This is a genomic window from uncultured Allobosea sp., assembly GCF_945957345.1.
Lineage (GTDB): Bacteria > Pseudomonadota > Alphaproteobacteria > Rhizobiales > Beijerinckiaceae > Allobosea.
Map to the genome: position 1 here is coordinate 25,614 of NZ_CAMFKW010000034.1, position 17,804 is coordinate 43,417.

Sequence of the window (17,804 nt, forward strand, 5' to 3'; positions counted from 1 at the left end):
TCGCCAGCAAAGCTATGAACGCCGCCCCCTTGGGTCAAGGCGCCTGCATAGCAGGGCAGAGATGAAGCCGGCGCGTCACGACCCGCCCGAAACCAGGCTCGCGCCGACATTGATCGCCATCGCCAGGATCGACGTGTTGAAGATGAAGGTCAGAACCGAATGCGCCAGCACGATTCCGCGCGCCTGACGGGTGCTGACGCCGATATCGGAGGTCTGCGAGGTGCAACCGATCGTGTAGGAAAAATAGAGGAAATCGACATAGTCGGGCTCGCCGTTGCCGGGAAAGGCGAGACAGGGCTCAGCCTTGCCGCCGCGATAGTAGATGCCGGCATAGTGCAGCGTGAAGAAGGCGTGCAGCAGCGTCCACGAACACAGGATCGTGACGCCGCCGAGCGCGAGATGGATGCCGCGCTCATCCGCCGGCACCTTGCCAATCCCCGCGAGCTGGACAGCGATGGCGGCGAGGCTGGCGCTCGCCGCGAGGCAGGAGATGACGAGGATAGCGACGGCGCCCTCGTCCTGCTGCTCCGCCCGCGCCCGGATCTGGTCGACCGTCTCGGTGAACATCGTCGTCGCCAACAGGCCGAGATAGAGGGCGGCGCCCGCATCCCAGGCAACGAGCAGACGCGTCGCCCAGCGCCAGTCGCCCGGCAGCAGGGCTGCAAGCAGCGCCCCGATAGCCAAAGCGATCAACAGGCGCGGGCGCAGCGACAGGGAATGCGGCACGAATCTCATGACCTGAATGCTCCCTCGGTAGAGGCAATGCCCTCGCCGGCTGCCAGCGCCGCAAGCGCATCATCGAGGCGCGCGGCGTCCAGTTCGAAACAGGAGAGGCTCGCCGTATAGATCGCCAGGGCCCGCACCTGACGGCCCGGATAGATCTCCCGCATCAGCGCGGCATAAGCGGCGAGCTGGGCGATCGTCGTGACGGGGATCGCATCGACCTCGCGCGGCGGCCGGGCCGTCGTCTTGAAATCGGCGACGATGACGCTGTCGGGGGTGACGGCCAGCCGGTCGATCCGTCCGGACACGGCGCGGGTTTCGCCATCCGGCAAGCGGATCGAACCAGCCACGGGGACCTCCGCCAAAGCCTCCGGGGAAAAGAGCCCGGTCAATGCCGGTGCCGCCAGCAATTGCAAGGCATCGGCCACGATGGTCGCCCGCCTTTCAGGCCGCAGGGCCCCGCCGCGCGCTTCCGCGAGGGCCTCCGCCGTCGCGGGACGGCGGGCCTCGGGAACGCCTGGCAGGACCTGCAAAAGCAGATGCGCCAGCCGGCCTGCCGCCGCCGCTTCGGCCAGGAAGGGGCCATCGCCAGGCCGCTCCTCGCCATCGGCGGCGGTCAGTGCGCTCGACGGCTTCAGCGGCGGCAGGGGCTCGGCCTCGCGGATGACCCGCCTGGCCAGCCAATCCGGCACGGCAAGATGCTTTGCTTCGCCTTCCGACCGGCTGGTCTCTTCCTCTATCGATGACGGCGCCGAAACCATGAAGCGCAGAACTGCCTCGTCGCCTTCGCCAAGCTGCTGCAAGCCGGCATCCGACTGCATCAATCCCTGCTCGATCATCGCGTACCAGCTTCCGGGCGGCGCCTCGCCCTTGGGCTGCGCTCCGCAGACGATCAGGCGGTCCTCGGCGCGGGTCATCGCGACGTAGAGCAAGCGGTGATGCTCCTCGACCATCTGCCCGACCACCTCAGCCTTGGCCGCTTCGGTCGCCGATACGTCCTCCGCGGAGGCCGGCGGCCAGAGCGGCACGAGCCCGCCGGATGGCGCGCGCACCGCCAGAATCTTCGGTAGGCGCCGGGCTCCGGGCTCGACGCCGAGGTCGGCGAGGATGACGATCTTCGCTTCCAGACCCTTCGAACCATGCACGGTCATGACGCGGACCTCGCCGGCGCTGGCCGAGAGATCGCGCTTCACATCGGCGGCGCTGCCCGCGACATGCTGGAGGAAGCCGGCGAGCGAGGGGCCGGAGCGGCGCTCGTGATCGAGTGCCGCGTTGAGGAAGGCATCGAGCGCGTCGCCGGCTTCGGCACCGAGCCGGGCCAATGCGAGATTGCGCCCGCCACCCGGGCCGAGCAGATCGGCGAAGAAGCGGAACGGCCCCTGCCGCCCGGCCTGCTGCGTCCAGCGCACAAGCTTCGCTTCGGCAGCGGCATAGCGCGGCTCGCCGGCCGCGGCTTCCTGCAAGGCGTCGCGCAGCGAGCCCTTGCGGTTCGGCGCGAGGCGAAGCAGGTCATCGTCGTCGAGATCGATCAGCGGCGTCTTGAGCGCGGTCGCAAGCGTCAGGTCGTCATCCGGCAGGAGCAGGGCGCGGCCGAGCACGACGAGGTCCTCCACCGCCGGATGCTCGGCCAGCGTCAGCCGGTCGCGGCCGGCGACGGGAACATCGGCATCCTTCAGCGCCTTGACGATCGCCTCGAACAGCGCGCCGCGCTGGCGCAGCAGGATCATCACGTCGCCGGCCGCGAAGGGATGGCCGAGATCGTCGCGGCGGTCGCGATGCCAGCGCTGCAAGGTGCGGGCGATGCGCTCAGCGAGCTTGACCGTGCCGCTGCGCCGCTCCGGCGCATCGACCGGCGTCGTCCAGGCATCGGGCGGCTCGCCAGTGTCGTTGGCGGCCAGCGGCCAGATATCGACCGTGCCCGGCGCGTTGCGGCGGACGGTATCGTGGATTTCCGGCCGTTCCGCGCCGTCGAAGACCAGACCCCGCGCATGCTCGGGCAAGGCGAAGACGGCATCGACCGCCTGCATGATGTCCGGCGCCGAGCGGAAGGAGGTGTTCAGGCTGATCGCCTCGAAATCCCGCTCCGCCGCCCGGATGCGGTTGCCCAGGGCGCGGCGCTCCTCGCCGAACGCGGAGGGGGCCGCACCTTGAAAGCCGTAGATCGACTGCTTCTCGTCGCCGACGACGAAGATGGTGCGTGGTTTCGCCCGGAGATCGCCGCCACTGGTGAATTCCTCGGCGAGCTTGCGCAGGATTGCCCATTGCGCCTCGCCAGTATCCTGCGCCTCGTCGAGCAGGATGTGGTCGATGCCGGCATCGAGCTTGTAGAGCACCCAGGCGGCCTCGACCCGCTCCAGCAGCGAACGCGTGCGCGCGATCAGGTCGTCGTAGTCGAGCAGCGAGCGCAGGCTTTTCTGGCGCTGGTAGGAGGCGAGCATGCGCGTCACCAGCAAAGCGAGCGCCGCACTGCGGTCGCGGATCGCGACGGCGTTCAATTGCTCGGAAGCGGAGAGCAGGCAGGTGGCGAGATCCTCCAGCGTAGCAAGCAGGGCGCCATCGAACTCGGATTTGCCCTTGCCGCGGATATTGGCGTTGATCGTGCCCTCGGCCGTGATGAAACCGCGCCGGCAGAAGCTCACGGGATCGCCGTCATCCTGCCCGGAAAGGAGCGTGCGCAAGTTCGTCGCGAAATTCTGGCGCGTGGCGCTACCGGCCTGAAGCGCCCCGATCAGCGCATGCAATCCCGGCAACGACGCCAGATCGGCGCGGAAGCTCGCCCTGATAGCATCGGCCGACAGGTCAGGCGCGATGCCGAGGAAGGCGGCGATACCAGCCTTGACAGCGTTCGCTTCGCGGGCACGGCCGTTTTCATCGCTGAACAGGGCGCGCTGGCGCAGCGCCTCCTGGAACATGGTCTCGAAACTGTCCTGCGCCGCGAGCCGCGCGAGCAGGTCGAGCGCACGCGCCTCCGGCCCATTCGGCTCGGCCGCGACGTGAGCGAGCAATTCACGGCGCGCCGCGCGCAGCATCTCGGCCTGCGCGAGATCATCGGCGACCTCGAAGCGCGGCGGCACATTGGCCTCGAAGGGCGCCGCCTGCAGGACGCGCGTGCAGAAGGCGTGGATGGTCTCGATGCGCAACCCGCCCGGCGTTTCCAGGGCCTGTGCGAAAAGCCGGCGCGCCTTGGCGCGCTCGGTCGGGGTCGACGCCTCGCCGGTCAGTCTCGCCAGCTCACGCCCCAGCGCCTCATCCGAAAGCGTCGCCCAGTTGCTCAGCGCCTTGAAGATGCGGTTCGCCATGTTGGCGGCCGCGGCCTTGGTATAGGTGATGCAGAGCATCCGGCTGGGCGCGACATCGTCGAGCAGCAGCCTGAGCACGCGATTGACCAGCACATGGGTCTTACCCGAGCCGGCATTGGCCGAGACCCAGGCGGAGAGGCCTGGATCGGCGGCCTGAGCCTGGCGCTGATTGGTCAGCGGCGGAACGATCCAGCCGGGCTTCATGCCTCGCCCCCCTCGTCCCCGCCCGGCGCGGCCGACCATTCCTTGACGCGGGCCAGATGGTCATAGGGGCTGGCGTAGCGGATGTAGTCCGGCGCACGGCGCGAGACGAAGGGCTCGCGGCCGGAGCGCAGGCGGTCGAGATATTCCAGAAGGTACTCGAGATGGCGCGCGGCGACATCGGCCAGGGTCTCGTCGCCGAACTTGAGCGGCGCGCTCGCTCCCCAACCTTTCGGGTCGTGGTGGAGCTTGACGTAGAGCACATCGTCGACCGGCAGCGGCCCGGAGAGCCCCTTGAAGCCGGCGCGCGCCGCCAGGTCGGCTTCCAGCGTCAATTGCGGGGCAAAGCCCTTCTCGACCTGCTTCTTGGAGGGCGGTGCACCGGTCTTGAAATCGACGATGCGCAGCGAGGGCGCGCGCGTCAGCTCGATCCGATCAGCCTTGCCGCTCAGACGGAATTCGCTGCCGTCGGCGAGCGGGAAGCTCGCGGCCGTAAAGAGCTCGACGCCGATGCGGCCGATATCGGCGCGCCGGCTCTCCTCCCATCGGATAAAATGGCCAGCAGTCAACAGGAAGCGCGGCCACCAGAAGGCCCTGACCTCCGGCACGTCGTCGTAGGCGCGGAAGAGCCGCGTGCCGATCCCGACCAGTTGCCCCAACGCGTCGGCCGGCAAGTCGTGAGGATAGGTCGTGGTGAATTCCTCGACGATGCCGTGCAGCAGCTTGCCGCGGTCCTGTGCGGTCGGGTCGGCGACGAGATCGTCGAGCGCGTCGAGCTTCAGGATCTTGCGGGCGTGGATCTGATAGGGGTCGCGGTAGAGCGTCTCGACTTCGGTGACGCTGAGCGAGAGCGGCTGGAGATCGCGCGGCGGGCGGGGCGCCGGGCGGCCGATCGGCTTGGCATCCGCGGCGGCGCTCAGCACGCCAGCCAACGCCCGCAGCTTTGCGCCTTCGTCCACGGCCTTCGTCCAGACCGATTGCGGCGTCACGGCCTGCAGGCGCTGCCAGAAGCGCGATGCGATGGTCTCGGACTCGCCGGCCTTGCGTGGACGCGTCAGCGTGACCTGCGGCGCCAGTGCGGCCATGACGAAATCATGCGCGGTCTGGCCGATGCGGCGTTCCGGCGGCGACAGGCCGAGCTCGGCGCGCATCGGCCGGTTGATGAAGGAATCGGTCGTGGTCTGCGGCGGCCAGACGGTCTCGTTCAGGCCGCCGAGGACGACATGGTCTGCTTCCAGCAAACGCGCTTCGAGCAGGCCCCAGATCGCGACGCGCGGATAGGCGGGCGCTGCGCGCTTGACCACAGTCTCGGCCAGCAGACCGTCCAAGATCGCGACGAAATCCCGTGCCGTGCCGTTCGGGGGCATGACGGCTTCCGCACCGGCCAACTCGTCGAAGAGGCCGGAGAGCGCCTCGCCATCCGGGCCGACAAAGGCGAGCGGCGTGCCGGCCTCGCTCAAGCTAAAAGCGGTGACCGCCGCACGCGCTGTCGCGACGACCGATGCGAGTGTCGGAGTCTCGGTAGCGAATGCCTCGCGCAAGGCGGTGCTGGCTGCGCCAAGCGCATGCAACACCTTTGCGGCGGCAGCCTGATCCTCAGCAGCCAATCGCTTACGCGGCTGCGGGACATGCCCGCCGTCGCGGATGGCCTCCCAGTTGCCGAGAGCAGCCTCCAGGCCCGCCATCCCACGGCCCACGGCCTGACCACGCCATGTCCCGATCTCGAGCGCAGCCGCGCCCTGCGCCAGCACATCCCGACCGAGCCCGAGCCGGCAGAGCGGATGGGCCAGCAGCGGCACCAGCGCGACCGGCGCCATCTCGGCCAGCACCGCTTCGAGGATCAGCCGCAGCAGCGAACCGGCGGGCCAGCGTCCAAGCGGCAGGCCGGCGGAATCGTCGACCTCAACGCCCCAGCGCTTGAGTTCGACGGCAACGCGTTCGGCAAGACCGCGATCCGGCGTCACCAACGCCGCGTGGGCGCCGGAGCGCTCCAATGTCGCGCGCAAGGCGATGGCGACGATCAACGCCTCCTCGCGCTCGTCGGCGGCTTCGACGACGCGCAGGCCTTCGAATCCCTCGGCCGCCACCGCGTCCGGGATGCGCGCGCCGAGATCGGACCAGAGCTCGGTGACCGATGCCGGCAGCATCGCCTCGCGCAACAGCGCCGCCCTCGCCCCAAGCGCCGGGTCGGGCTGCGAGAGCTCGCGCACATCGTCGCGGACGGCTTCGAGCGTCTCCATCAGGTGGTGCAGGGCCGCTTGCGGATGGGAGGGGGCGGGCTCCCTTGCGATCGCATCCCAGGCGCGCTGCTCCAGCCCGAGATCGATGCCGGGCAGGACCACGGCTCCGTTCGGCAAGCGGGCGATGGCCGCGAGCAGGCGCGCGGTCGCGGGCACAGTACCGGTCGAGCCGGCGGCGATGATCGGCGCTGTCGCGCCACCGCCGATGAGCCTGTCCCGCTCGGCCGCGAGCATGCGATTGCGGAAGGTGGCCGGATCGCAGGCTCCACGCTCGGCCAGGATTTCGGGCCAGGCTTCGCCGAGAATGGCGAGGAAGCCGGCATTGAGCTGCCAGACTTGGTCGAAGCGGGCCGCGTCGAGCGAGGCCAGCCGTTCGACCGGGACGCCCTCGGTCTGCATCTGGTCGAGCAGAGCGGCAAGATCGCCGGCGAGCCCATAGGCCTCGGCCAGCGTCGCCGGCACGAGGGCGGGCTCGGACGGATCGAGCCGGAGATGTTTGCGGTTGGCCGTGCGGCCCCAGGCATCGACGAGACGCGTCAGCAGCATGCGGCGTTCGAGCGGCGCGATCGGGACGACGCGCTCCTCTGCCCAGGCACCGGCGCCGATCAAGGCCGTCTCGGCCTCGTCGACATCGCCGAGCGGGACGATGCGCGGCAGGAGCAGCGGCTTACCGCCGAGTTTTCCGGCGAGGATCGCGGCGAAGGCGCGGGCGGCGCGGCGCGTCGGCAGATAGAGCGTCGTTCGCGCCATCGCGGCGGGATCGGCGGGGTCATGGACCGGCCCGAGCCGGCCATCCAGCATCGCCTGCGCCAGCACCTCCAGAAAGGGCGCACCGACCGGGATGCTGAACAGGTTGAGCTCAGGCATCGACCGGCTGAGCGGCTGCGAAGGCGGCCTCGGCCGGCGCGATCGCCTCCGGCCGGTCGACATGGAGCCAGCGGCCTTCGAGGACATGGCCGGAGAGGCGGCCCCGCGCAATAGCGCGGTCGAAGAGCAGGTTGAACGAAAACGAGGCCGGGGTATCCACGAAGAAGCCCGGCGTGACGATCGCGATGCCGGCATAGACATAAGGCGCGTTCGCCGCGGCGCCGCGGCGCGTCAGGCGGCCGGCCTCGTCACGGAAGAAATCGCCGGGACCGTTGAAGCCGACGCTGCTCTCGCGCTCGGCCAGCAGCAGCAGCATGTCCATCGTCTCGCCGTCCCAGGCCGAAGCCATCGCGCCGAAATTGGAGACGCCCTGCTCGCTCCAGAGTGAATCCGAGTTGACGCTGAAGAAGGGGTCGTCGCCGAGCAGCGGCAAGGCTTTCTTGGCGCCGCCGCCGGTTTCGAGCAATTCGCCGCGTTCGTCCGAGATCGTGATGCGCGGGCGCGTCCGGCCGGCGAGATGCGCCTCGACCTGCCCGGCGAGGTGATGAACGTTGACGACGGCGTCCTCGACGCCGGCATCGGCCAGCCGGTCGAGCGCGTGATCTAGCATCGCCTTGCCGCCGATCTTGACCAGCGGCTTGGGCAACGTGTCGGTGATCGGGCGCATGCGCTGCCCGAGGCCGGCCGCCAGCACGATCGCCCGGCGGATCGGCGGCGAAGCGGTTGTGGTCACGCGAATCTCCCGAAACAGGCGAATAGCCTTCCATAGCGCGTCATGGTCGGGCTTGTCCCGACCATCCACGTCTTCGTGGCGGCAGTGCGGTGTTCAAGACGTGGATGCTCGCCACACGTGCGAGCATGACGGAGGCTCCTCACGGCGCCTCGAACAGCTTCGGCATATGCGCCTGGTACCAGGCCTTCAGCTCTTCGAGGGCGGGGTGGTCGAGATTGCGGCGCAGATAGCCCTCGATGCGCGGCAAGTGCTTCAGATAGTCCGGCTTGCCGTCGCGCTTGTCGAGGCGGGCGAAGATGCCGGCGATCTTGGTGTTGCGCTGGGCGCCGAGGATGGCATAGGCGCGGGCGAAACCGGCGAGGTCGAAATCCGGTGTATCGGCCCGGCGGGCGGCGCCATAGGCCGCGAGCAGCCTGAGTTCCAGCGAAGCCGGCACGTCGACGCGCGCGTCCTGTCCGAGCGAGGCGAGATCATAGGCGGGGTGGCCGAGCACCGCGTCCTGGAAGTCGATCAGGCCGAGCTTGGCATGGCCCTCACGTCCTTCCAGCCAGATCAGGTTGGGCGAGTGGTAATCGCGCAAGGTCCAGGTCGACGGCTGGGCGAGGATTTCGTCGAAGAGCTTGTTCCAGATCCGCGCGAACTCGGCCTGCGTCACGGCCGGCAGGGTCACCCCGGCAATATGCGGCGCATACCATTCCAGGATCAGCTCGGTCTCGATCGCCATGGCCTGGCGGTCATATTCGGGGATGGTGTGGTCAATCCCCTCGGCCACCGGGAGGATCGCCGGCAGGGTATGGCGGTGGAGATCGGCGAGCAGCCGGGCGGCTGCCTCGTAGCGCTCCGCGATAGGCTGGCGCTCGGCGTCGATCACGCCCTCGTTGCCGAGATCCTCAAGGACGAGCAGGCCGGTCGTCAGGTCCGCGGCGAGGATATCCGGAGCCGAATAGCCGAGCGAACGCAGGCCGCGATCCATCGCAACGAAGGATTCGACATTCTCGGCGAGATGGGCGAGCGCGCTATAGGGCTTGCCGAGGCGGATCGGCGGGCCGTCCGGGCGCGGCGGCGAAATCATGAGGATCGAGGTCTCGCCATTCGGCCGGGTCAGGCGCTCATAGGCGCGCGTCGAGGCATCGCCCAACATGAAGTCGCGGCGGGCATCGCTCCAGCCGGCAGCGTCGACAAGCCGGCGCGACGCGACCGCAATGGCGAGCCGCTGCTTCCAGAGCACGCCGCCGGAGAGATCGGCGATGCGGCCGGTTTCGGGATTGTCGGGATCGACATCAAGCACGATGTCGAGACGTCGGGCGGCCGGCAGGCGCGAGCCAGCCCGATCCGGCCATTCGACCAGCAGGATCAGGCGGTCGATATCCTCGACCAGCCCGATATCGTCGAGTTCGTCGGGCGAGCGTACGCGATAGAGATCGGCATGCAGGACGGTGCCCTGCCCGATCTCGTAGCTCTGAACCAGCGTGAAGGTCGGGCTCGGCGCCTCCAGCAGCGGATCATTGGCGAGTTCGCGCAGGATGGCACGGGCCAGCAGCGACTTGCCGGAACCGAGATGGCCGGAGAGCGCGACGATGTCGCCGGGCTTGAGGATGGCGGCGATATCGGCGGCGAGGCGCAGCGTCGCCGCCTCGTCCGCCAGCAGAAGCCGGTGCGTGCCGGCCTTGCGGGCTTCTTCCGTCATTCGGCGGCATCCGAGAGCGGCACGCCCTGTGCCGGAAAGACGGCTGTCACCCGCGTGCCGCGGCCCGGCGCGGAATCGAGCTCGACATGGCCGCCATGGAGTTCGACGATCGAGCGGACGATGGAGAGGCCGAGGCCGACGCCGCGATGGCTGGAGCCGAGCGAATGGCTCTCGAAGCGCTCGAACACCTTCTCCATCACCTCAGCGGGGATGCCCCGGCCCTGATCGGCGACGGTGATGCGGATATCCCCGCCCGTGCGCGTCGCACTGACCGTGACGGTCTGGCCGGGAGAGGAGAAGCCGATCGCATTGGAGAGCAGGTTGAACAGCACCTGCCGCAGGCGCTTGCCGTCGGCACGCAGCGGCCCGGTGCGGGCGTCGATCTCGACCTTGAGCTCGAGCTTGCTGTCGGTGAGCCGATCCTCAAGCCCGGAGGCCGCCTGCGCGATGGCATCGGCAACGTCGACATCCTGAATCTCCAGGGTCAGCGCACCGTTGTCGATGGTGGCGAGATCGAGAATGTCATTGATGATGGCGAGCAGCGCGCCCGACGAGCGGACGATATGGGAGGTATAGTCGCGCTGCTTCTCGTTAAGCGCGCCGACCGTCTCGGTGCCGAGGAGCTGCGCGAAGCCGATGATGTTGGTGAGCGGCGAGCGCAGCTCATAGGAGACGTGGTGGACGAAATCCTCGCGCAGCCGCGAGATCGTCTCCAGCGCCTCGTTCTTCTCGGTCAGCGCCCGCTCGACATTCACGCTGGCGGTGACGTCGGCGAAGGAGATCAGCGTCGCGCCGTCCGGCAGCGGGGCGGCGGCCATGTCGAGCACCGTGCCGTCGCGCCGCTCGATGCGGCTGCTGTAGTCCTCGCGCGCATCGCGCACGCCGGTGACGACGCTGTGCAATTCGCTCCAGACCTCGTCCTGCGGGAAGAGCGGCCGGCACAGACGGATGACCTCGTCGATATGGGGGGCGCTCGCCGCGAGATCGCCGCCCTGGATGCGCCAGGACTGGGCGAAGGCCGGGTTGGAGAGCTTGAGCCGCCCGTCCGAGCCGAACACGGCGACGCCTTCGCGCAGCGAATCCAGCGTTTCGCGCTGGGTGCGGGACAGGGCGTTGAAGCGCGATTCCAGCGTGAAGCGCTCGGTGACGTCGTCATAGAGATAGGTGACGCCCCCCTGCGGGTTGGGGCTGGCGACGACATGGACGGTGCGTCCGTCCGGCAGGTACCACCAGTCCTCGCTGGCACGCGTCGCGGTATAGGCCGCCTGCGCGGCCGCCTTCCAGCTGCGGTAGTCTCCAAGCTCGGGCAGGCGGCGCTCGGCGCGCAGCCGGTCGAGAATCTCCCCGTCGGTGGGCTGGCCGTCGAGGAAACCGGATTCCAACGACCAGAGCGTTTCGAAGCCGGAATTGCGATAGACGAGCCGCTGGGCGCCGTCGAAGACCGCGACCGCCGTCTTCAGCCGGTCGAGCGTGCCGACATGGGCGTCCATCTGGCGCTGCAGATCGGCCCGGATCGCTTCGAGCTCGCTCATGTCGATGGCGAAGCCGGCATAACCGGTCGCGGTCGGCAACTCCATGATGTCGAGCGTACGCCGCTGCCCGGAGACGACGGCCGGTGCCCGCACGGCGAAGGTCCCGCCCTCGCGGCGAGCTCGCGCGGCGGCGTCGCGCTCGGTGCGGTCCAGCAATTCGAGCCCGCCCTTCGCGACGGCGCCCGCATCGGCGGCCTCGACGGCGCGGGCATAGGCGGCATTGACCCAGGTCAGGCGGCCGTCCGCGTTACGCATCCAGGCCGGGTGCGGCAGCCCGGCGAGGAGGCTGGACAGCGCCGCATGGCCCGCGGTCACGCGTTCGAGCTCGCCGCGCAGGGTCATGACCTGCGCCCGCTCGCCCGTCACCTCGCGGAAGCGGATCACCGCGCGCCCGGCAACGGGGCGGCCTTCGACGTCGATGAAGGGGCCGGCCTTGCTGCGCAGCGTGACGTTGAACGCCTCGCCACGCTCCTTGAGCGCATCGGTCGCCAGCTCCAGGCGCTTGGCATCGGCTGGCGGCGCCCAGCTGCCATAGGCCAGGGCGAGCGTCGCCCCGGGAGCGCCGAGGAAGCCGCTATCGCCCTCGAAGACGGGCTCGGCGTCTCGGCCCTTCCAGCTCACCACCACCTGCGGGTCCGCGGCGAGCAGGATGGAGAGCCGCTCCTGATGGCTGCGCGCCGCTTCGAGATCCGCTGCGAACCTGGCTTCACGCTTCTGCCAGCGCGTCCGCTCGCGCACATAGATCAGGGATGTCGTCGTGGCGAAGACGGTCAGGCCCGCGAGGATCAGCGACAGCCCGCCTGAGCTCATGGCATCGGAAGATAGCGGCGTCAGCCACTCGCTGCGCGCCACGGCCGGAACGGAGATCGAGGCGGCTGCCAGCCCAGGCAGCAATGCGCGCGGATACCAGCCGCCATCTCGCCCCTTTCGCCTCGCCCGTGCCATCCTTACGTCCGTCGTCTCTCCGGCGGCCTTCAGGCCGCCTGTCCATCGGGCTCATCGGAATCGGCCGGGGGAGCTGACAGGGCTGCCATCTCCGGAGGGGCCGATCCACGCTCGCCACCACGCCAATCACATCAGAGCTGTGTTCCGGCCCGCGCATCGCAGCGACCGAATCACTCCCACTCTAATCATCGCTGGACTCCGTCAGGAAGTGCTTAATGGCAGGTAAATCGTTCGATTTTCCGGACGAACTCAGGCGCCGCAGCAGATCATCAACCAATAGAGGCAGCAAAGCGACGCGACACAATCTGTAGTGGCCTCACATGTGATTCCCGGAAGGCACAGCCATGAAAAAAGGCCCGGCGGATGCCGGGCCTCGGGATCGTGAGCGCCTTGACGCGGTGTCAGTAGCGGTAGTGCTCGGGCTTGAACGGGCCGGCCTGCGGCACGCCGATATACTTCGCCTGGGCGTCGTTGAGCTTGGTGAGCTTGGCGCCGACCTTGGCGAGGTGGAGCGCCGCGACCTTCTCGTCGAGATGCTTCGGCAGGGTGTAGACGTTGTTCTGGTAGTTCGCGTGGTGGTTCCAGAGCTCGATCTGGGCCAGCGTCTGGTTCGAGAACGAGCAGGACATCACGAAGGACGGATGGCCCGTGGCGTTGCCGAGATTCACGAGGCGGCCTTCCGAGAGCAGGATGATGCGCTTGCCGTCGGGGAACTCGATCTCGTCGACCTGCGGCTTGACGTTGTCCCACTTGAAGTTCTTCAGGCCAGCGACCTGAATCTCCGAGTCGAAATGGCCGATATTGCAGACGATGGCGCGGTGCTTCATCGCGCGCATGTGGTCGACGGTGATGACGTCGAGATTGCCCGTCGCCGTGCAGAAGATGTCGCCGCGCGGGGCAGCGTCTTCCATGGTCACGACCTCGTAGCCTTCCATCGCCGCCTGCAAAGCGCAGATCGGGTCGATCTCGGTCACGAGCACGCGGCAGCCGGCCTGGCGCAGCGAGGCGGCCGAGCCCTTGCCGACGTCGCCATAGCCGGCGACGACCGCGACCTTGCCCGACATCATGACGTCGGTGCCGCGGCGGATGGCGTCGACCAGCGACTCGCGGCAGCCATAGAGGTTGTCGAACTTCGACTTGGTGACGCTGTCGTTGACGTTGATCGCCGGGAAGGGCAGGCGGTTCGCCTTGGCCAGCTCGTAGAGGCGGTGCACGCCGGTGGTGGTCTCCTCGGAGACGCCCTTGATCGCGGCGCGGGTCTTGGTGAACCAGCCCGGATTGGCCTTGAGCTGGCGCTTGATCAGCGCGAAGAAGATCGTCTCTTCCTCATTGCCCGGCTTGTCGAGGAAGGCGGCGTTGCCGGCCTCGGCCTCGGCGCCGAGGATGATCAGCATGGTCAGGTCGCCACCATCGTCCAGGATCATGTTCGGCGTGCCGCCGTCGCCCCAGGTCGCGGTCTTCAGCACGTACTCCCAGTACTCCTCCAGCGTCTCGCCCTTGATGGCGAAGACGGGGGTGCCGGTCGCGGCGATCGCGGCGGCGGCGTGATCCTGGGTCGAGAAGATGTTGCAGGACGACCAGCGGACGTCGGCGCCGAGTTCCTTCAGCGTCTCGATCAGCACGGCGGTCTGAATGGTCATGTGCAGGCAGCCGGCGATGCGGGCGCCCTTGAGCGGGGCCTTGCCCTTGTTCTCGGCGCGCACCGCCATCAGGCCCGGCATCTCGTCCTGGGCCATGTTGATTTCCTTGCGGCCGTAATCCGCAAGCGAGATGTCCTTGACGATGTAATCCGACACGGGTGGCTCCAATCGCTCAGCCTGAATGATGGCGCGCTCTCTAGCAGCGCGCGGGGCGAATGGCAATCAAAGATATAAAGATGTCTTTATATGCGGGTTGAACCTGAACCCGCGAGCCGATCAGGCAGCAACCAACTTAGACAGATCCGCACCGCTCGCGAGATGCTCGGTTGCATCCAGAATTTCGACCGCGACGATCCTGCCATCGGCATCGTAGTCGAAGATGATCCCGGGACGCACTTCCTCGCTGTCGCTCACCGGCGCATCGGCGAACCGAAGATAGAGGGCGTCTATCTCAGTGTCGTAATGGGTCTTCATCGTCTGCGGCTCCGGTCGAGGAAGAGCGTGATCACGCGATACGCTTGCCCCATCTCCACATATACCAAGCGCAGCACCCTCCCGTCGCGTTCCGGCAAGGCCTTGCATGCCCTGACCCGGTCAGCATGCTTTGGATCGCCTTCGATCGCATCCGGAGCGAGAATCGCCCGTTCAACCCATTCGCTCTCGATGCTGCGTTCGTGCAGCATCTCTATAGCGTGGCCGGAATAAACAAATCGCGCCACCCGCTCGGCCATCAATACCCCCTCATTCGAACCGCCTTAGCTCGCATCCTGCACAGCAAAGGTTGAGGCTTCGAATTTTGAAACAGGGGTCTGTCGGTCAATCCCGTCAGGATTTACTCGCCCTCGCCGAACTTGTCGGCGATCAGGGCGGCGAGCGCATCGAGCGCCGGTTTCGCCTCTACGCCCTTGGCGACGATGGTGATCGTCGAGCCGATGCCGGCACCGAGTGTCAGCACGCCCATGATCGAGGTGGCGCCGACCGTCTCGCCGCAGCGGCTCACCGTGATGTCGGCTTCGTAGCGGGCGGCACATTGCACGAATTTCGCCGTGGCGCGGGCGTGCAAACCCTTCTTGTTGACGATCTCGAACTCGCCGTAGAGCGCACCGTTGGGAATTTCGACCTCGGGGCAGTCGCAGTCTTCGTCCATCCTGCCCCTCTCGCGGCGCGGTTACTTGCCGGCCAGCACGCGGCTGGCGACCGTGATGTATTTCCGCCCCGCATCCTGCGCGCTGGTGACGGCTTCGTCGAGGGTCTTCTCCTCGCGGACGCTGGCGAGCTTGATCAGCATCGGCAGGTTGACGCCGGCGACGACGTCGATGCGGCCGGGCTCCATCACCGAGATCGCGAGATTGGAGGGCGTGCCGCCGAACATGTCGGTCAGGATGATGACGCCGCGGTCGGTCTCAACCTGCTCGACAGCCGTGATGATGTCGCGGCGACGGCTCTCCATGTCGTCATCGGGAGCGATGGCGATGGTGGCGAGGTTCTTTTGGGGGCCGACGACGTGTTCGAGCGCAGCGCGGAACTCCGTCGCCAAATGCCCATGCGTCACGAGGACCAGTCCGATCATTCAATCCAGCACCGGAGAGCGCCGTCAGCGCCCGGACAAGGTCGCGGTTTATGCGTCAGGAGCGCGGTCTACGCAAGCCGTCAGCCGTCGAACTTGTCAAAATCGTGGTTATCGCTCGGCCTCTGTGAATAAGTCCAAGGCGTTCAACGCAAGCCTCTCGTCGCCGGCGCGACCCGTCATGCGCAGGCGTGGCAGGTCGATCCCGGCGAGGCTGTCGACAAGGTCTTCGGGCTCGGGCATCCGCGCCGGCTCCTCGGCCGAGAGATCGACGATCAACCTGACGACGACGGCGCCGGTATAGGGTTCCGGTGTCAGGCCAAGCCCGCGCCGCTCGACGATGCCCTCCAGCGGCGCGACCGGCCGTGCCACCAGCCGATCGCCACCGGCCACGATTTCGGTGCGATCATCGGCGACGAGCCGGGCGAAGCGGCCGGCCTGCGATGCGAGCGCAATCAGGGCGAGCGCGAGCGTCGACTTGCCGGTGCCGGACGCGCCGCGGATCAGGATACCCGCCTCGCCCACCGCAATGACGGTCGCGTGGATACGGGTTCGCTCTGGCGCTGGTATGGCAGCCATCCCCGCGTCACGCGGCATGGGCATAGGCCGCCGGCAGGCAGACGATAAAGCGCGCGCCTAGGCGTTGCGCCTCGCCGTCGGGGCCGGCGGGACCAAGCCGGTTCTCGGCCCGGATCGAGCCGCGATGCGCCTCGACGATCTGGCGCGAGATCGAGAGGCCGAGGCCCGAGTTCTGGCCAAAACCCTCGTTCGGGCGGTCGGTGTAGAAGCGCTCGAAAACGCGCTCCAGGGCGTGGGGTTCGATGCCCGGCCCCTCGTCCTCGACCGTGACCAGCACGTCGTTGGCGACGCGCGAGAGCACGACCTTCACCGGCTTGTCGGCCGGCGAGAAGGAGCGGGCATTGTCGATCAGGTTGACCAGGACCTGGCCGATCCGGGAATCGTGACCGAGCACGAGGAAGGCGTCATCGCCCAGGCGTTGGCTGCGCCTGTCGCTGCTCAGCTCGATCTTGGCCTGCCCCTCGCGCCGCGTCTCGTTCTGGATCGTCACCACGGCGCCGAGCACCTGCGCCACGTCGACCGGGGCGGAATCGTTGCGGGCGAGCTCCGCATCGAGCCGCGAGGCGTCGGAGATGTCCGAGATCAGGCGGTCGAGCCGGCGGACATCGTGCTGGATCACGGCGAGCAGGCGCTCACGCGAATCCTCGTTCCTGGCGCGCGGCAGGGTCTCGACCGCGCTGCGCAGCGAGGTCAGTGGGTTCTTCAGCTCATGGGCGACGTCGGCCGCGAAGCTCTCGATCGCCTCGATGCGGCTGTAGAGCGCCTTGGTCATGTCACGCAGCGTGCCGGAGAGGTGGCCGATCTCGTCGTGGCGGCTGCTGAAATCCGGGATCTGCTCGCGCGACTTGACGCCACGCCGCACGCGCTGGGCGGCCTCGGCGAGCTTGCGGATCGGCTCGGCGATGGTGCCGGCGAGCAGGATCGAGAGCACGATCATCACACCAGCGGCGACCGCGAAGACCTGGAAGATCGCGAAGCGCTCGGAGGCGATCACCGCGTCGATATCGCCGCCCTGCGTGGAGAGCAGCAGCGCACCCCTCACCGTGCGGAAGCGCTGCACGGGCACGGCGACCGAGACGATGGTCTGGCCGCGGGTGTTGACGCGCACCACGCTTGCCGGGGCGCCGTTCAGGGCGCGGGCGACCTCGGGATAGGACTTGCCGTTGGCATTCTCGAAATCGTCATAGGTCGGGACATCGGCTTTGCCGAGCCGGTTGCGCAGCATGTTCCAGGTGCGCTCCAGCAGCGGCGGCTCGTCGGGCTCGCCGACGCGCGGCAGGTCGAGCCGCAGCACGTCGCCGCGCGAATAGAGGCTGCGCGAGTCGATGGTGAGCATGCCGTCCTTGTCGTAGACCCGGGCCCGCGTCTTGGTCGGCGTCACCAGGCGGCGCAGCAACGGGGCAACCTTCTCGGGATTGATCGAGAAATCGAGCGGGTCTTCGGCGATGCCCGCGCTCTCGCCGGCCTGGAGCTGCAGCAGCTTGTCGGGATCGATGGTGATCGTGTCGATCTCGACCGTGGCGGAGGAAGCGATCGCACCGGCAATGATCTCGCCCTGGGTCAGCAAGCTCTGGACGCGCGCCTCGATCAGGCCCTCCCGGAACTGGTTGAGATAGAGGAAGCCGATCAGCAGCGCGACGAGGCCACCGAGATTGAGGACGAGGATGCGCCGCGTCAGGCTCGAGGCGGCACGCAGCGAGATCGCGCGCACCATGCGCTTCCACGCGATGCCGACGCGGCGACGCAGCACGGCGCGCCAGCCTGACGGCGGCGCTGATGCTTTGTTGTCGA

13 protein-coding genes are annotated in these 17,804 nt (G+C 68.0%); all 13 read right to left on the reverse strand.

The window, feature by feature from the left end:
- Positions 1-75: 75 nt before the first annotated feature.
- The 13 genes from Q0Q36_RS16920 to Q0Q36_RS16980 all read right to left on the reverse strand — a co-directional run bounded on the left by Q0Q36_RS16920 (position 76) and on the right by Q0Q36_RS16980 (position 17,727).
- Positions 76-735 carry a DUF1345 domain-containing protein gene (locus tag Q0Q36_RS16920; protein ID WP_293799522.1) on the reverse strand — a complete coding sequence of 220 codons (660 nt, stop codon included), beginning with the start codon at positions 733-735 and terminating at the stop codon, positions 76-78.
- Positions 732-4,226, reverse strand: coding sequence for a double-strand break repair helicase AddA (gene addA, locus Q0Q36_RS16925; RefSeq protein ID WP_293799524.1), 3,495 nt, complete (start codon positions 4,224-4,226; stop codon positions 732-734). Before addA ends, Q0Q36_RS16920 begins: the two co-directional genes overlap by 4 nt.
- Positions 4,223-7,330 (reverse strand): double-strand break repair protein AddB, encoded by a 3,108-nt coding sequence (addB, locus tag Q0Q36_RS16930; protein ID WP_293799526.1) that lies wholly within the window; start codon positions 7,328-7,330, stop codon positions 4,223-4,225. The genes addA and addB overlap by 4 nt, the downstream gene beginning before the upstream one ends.
- Positions 7,323-8,063 (reverse strand): nucleotidyltransferase family protein, encoded by a 741-nt coding sequence (locus Q0Q36_RS16935; protein ID WP_293799528.1) that lies wholly within the window; start codon positions 8,061-8,063, stop codon positions 7,323-7,325. Before Q0Q36_RS16935 ends, addB begins: the two co-directional genes overlap by 8 nt.
- 139 nt (positions 8,064-8,202) lie before the next feature.
- Entirely contained in the window at positions 8,203-9,750 is a 1,548-nt protein-coding gene (gene tsaE, locus Q0Q36_RS16940) for a tRNA (adenosine(37)-N6)-threonylcarbamoyltransferase complex ATPase subunit type 1 TsaE (protein WP_293799531.1), read from the reverse strand.
- Positions 9,747-12,227: a PAS domain-containing sensor histidine kinase gene (locus Q0Q36_RS16945; protein ID WP_293799534.1), complete on the reverse strand. Its 2,481-nt coding sequence runs from the start codon at positions 12,225-12,227 to the stop codon at positions 9,747-9,749. Before Q0Q36_RS16945 ends, tsaE begins: the two co-directional genes overlap by 4 nt.
- Positions 12,228-12,628: 401 nt before the next feature.
- Positions 12,629-14,023, reverse strand: a complete 1,395-nt coding sequence (gene ahcY, locus Q0Q36_RS16950) for an adenosylhomocysteinase (protein ID WP_047577958.1) — start codon at positions 14,021-14,023, stop codon at positions 12,629-12,631.
- Positions 14,024-14,143: 120 nt separating this feature from the next.
- Complete coding sequence (locus tag Q0Q36_RS16955) at positions 14,144-14,341, reverse strand: DUF2283 domain-containing protein (protein ID WP_293799537.1); 198 nt, start codon at positions 14,339-14,341, stop codon at positions 14,144-14,146.
- Positions 14,338-14,598, reverse strand: a complete 261-nt coding sequence (locus tag Q0Q36_RS16960; protein ID WP_293799539.1) for a DUF4258 domain-containing protein — start codon at positions 14,596-14,598, stop codon at positions 14,338-14,340. Before Q0Q36_RS16960 ends, Q0Q36_RS16955 begins: the two co-directional genes overlap by 4 nt.
- A gap of 101 nt (positions 14,599-14,699) precedes the next feature.
- Positions 14,700-15,014 (reverse strand): HPr family phosphocarrier protein, encoded by a 315-nt coding sequence (locus Q0Q36_RS16965; RefSeq protein WP_293799542.1) that lies wholly within the window; start codon positions 15,012-15,014, stop codon positions 14,700-14,702.
- Positions 15,015-15,035: 21 nt separating this feature from the next.
- Positions 15,036-15,437 carry a PTS sugar transporter subunit IIA gene (locus Q0Q36_RS16970; RefSeq protein WP_265057316.1) on the reverse strand — a complete coding sequence of 134 codons (402 nt, stop codon included), beginning with the start codon at positions 15,435-15,437 and terminating at the stop codon, positions 15,036-15,038.
- Positions 15,438-15,545: 108 nt separating this feature from the next.
- A complete protein-coding gene (locus tag Q0Q36_RS16975; protein WP_293799545.1) occupies positions 15,546-16,013 on the reverse strand; it encodes a serine/threonine protein kinase in 468 nt (155 codons plus the stop codon).
- A 7-nt stretch (positions 16,014-16,020) separates the two neighbouring features.
- Positions 16,021-17,727, reverse strand: a complete 1,707-nt coding sequence (locus Q0Q36_RS16980; protein WP_293799580.1) for a sensor histidine kinase — start codon at positions 17,725-17,727, stop codon at positions 16,021-16,023.
- Between the last annotated feature and the right edge of the window lie 77 nt (positions 17,728-17,804).

Bases quoted from the DNA above. Each gene is read 5' to 3' on its own strand.
- Q0Q36_RS16960 (WP_293799539.1), bottom strand. From the start codon at position 14,598: ATGGCCGAGCGGGTGGCGCGATTTGTTTATTCCGGCCACGCTATAGAG.
- Q0Q36_RS16980 (WP_293799580.1), bottom strand. From the start codon at position 17,727: ATGGTGCGCGCGATCTCGCTGCGTGCCGCCTCGAGCCTGACGCGGCGC.
- Q0Q36_RS16975 (WP_293799545.1), bottom strand. From the start codon at position 16,013: ATGGCTGCCATACCAGCGCCAGAGCGAACCCGTATCCACGCGACCGTC.
- Q0Q36_RS16945 (WP_293799534.1), bottom strand. From the start codon at position 12,227: ATGGCACGGGCGAGGCGAAAGGGGCGAGATGGCGGCTGGTATCCGCGC.
- Q0Q36_RS16955 (WP_293799537.1), bottom strand. From the start codon at position 14,341: ATGAAGACCCATTACGACACTGAGATAGACGCCCTCTATCTTCGGTTC.
- addB (WP_293799526.1), bottom strand. From the start codon at position 7,330: ATGCCTGAGCTCAACCTGTTCAGCATCCCGGTCGGTGCGCCCTTTCTG.
- Q0Q36_RS16920 (WP_293799522.1), bottom strand. From the start codon at position 735: ATGAGATTCGTGCCGCATTCCCTGTCGCTGCGCCCGCGCCTGTTGATC.
- tsaE (WP_293799531.1), bottom strand. From the start codon at position 9,750: ATGACGGAAGAAGCCCGCAAGGCCGGCACGCACCGGCTTCTGCTGGCG.
- addA (WP_293799524.1), bottom strand. From the start codon at position 4,226: ATGAAGCCCGGCTGGATCGTTCCGCCGCTGACCAATCAGCGCCAGGCT.
- Q0Q36_RS16965 (WP_293799542.1), bottom strand. From the start codon at position 15,014: ATGGACGAAGACTGCGACTGCCCCGAGGTCGAAATTCCCAACGGTGCG.
- Q0Q36_RS16970 (WP_265057316.1), bottom strand. From the start codon at position 15,437: ATGATCGGACTGGTCCTCGTGACGCATGGGCATTTGGCGACGGAGTTC.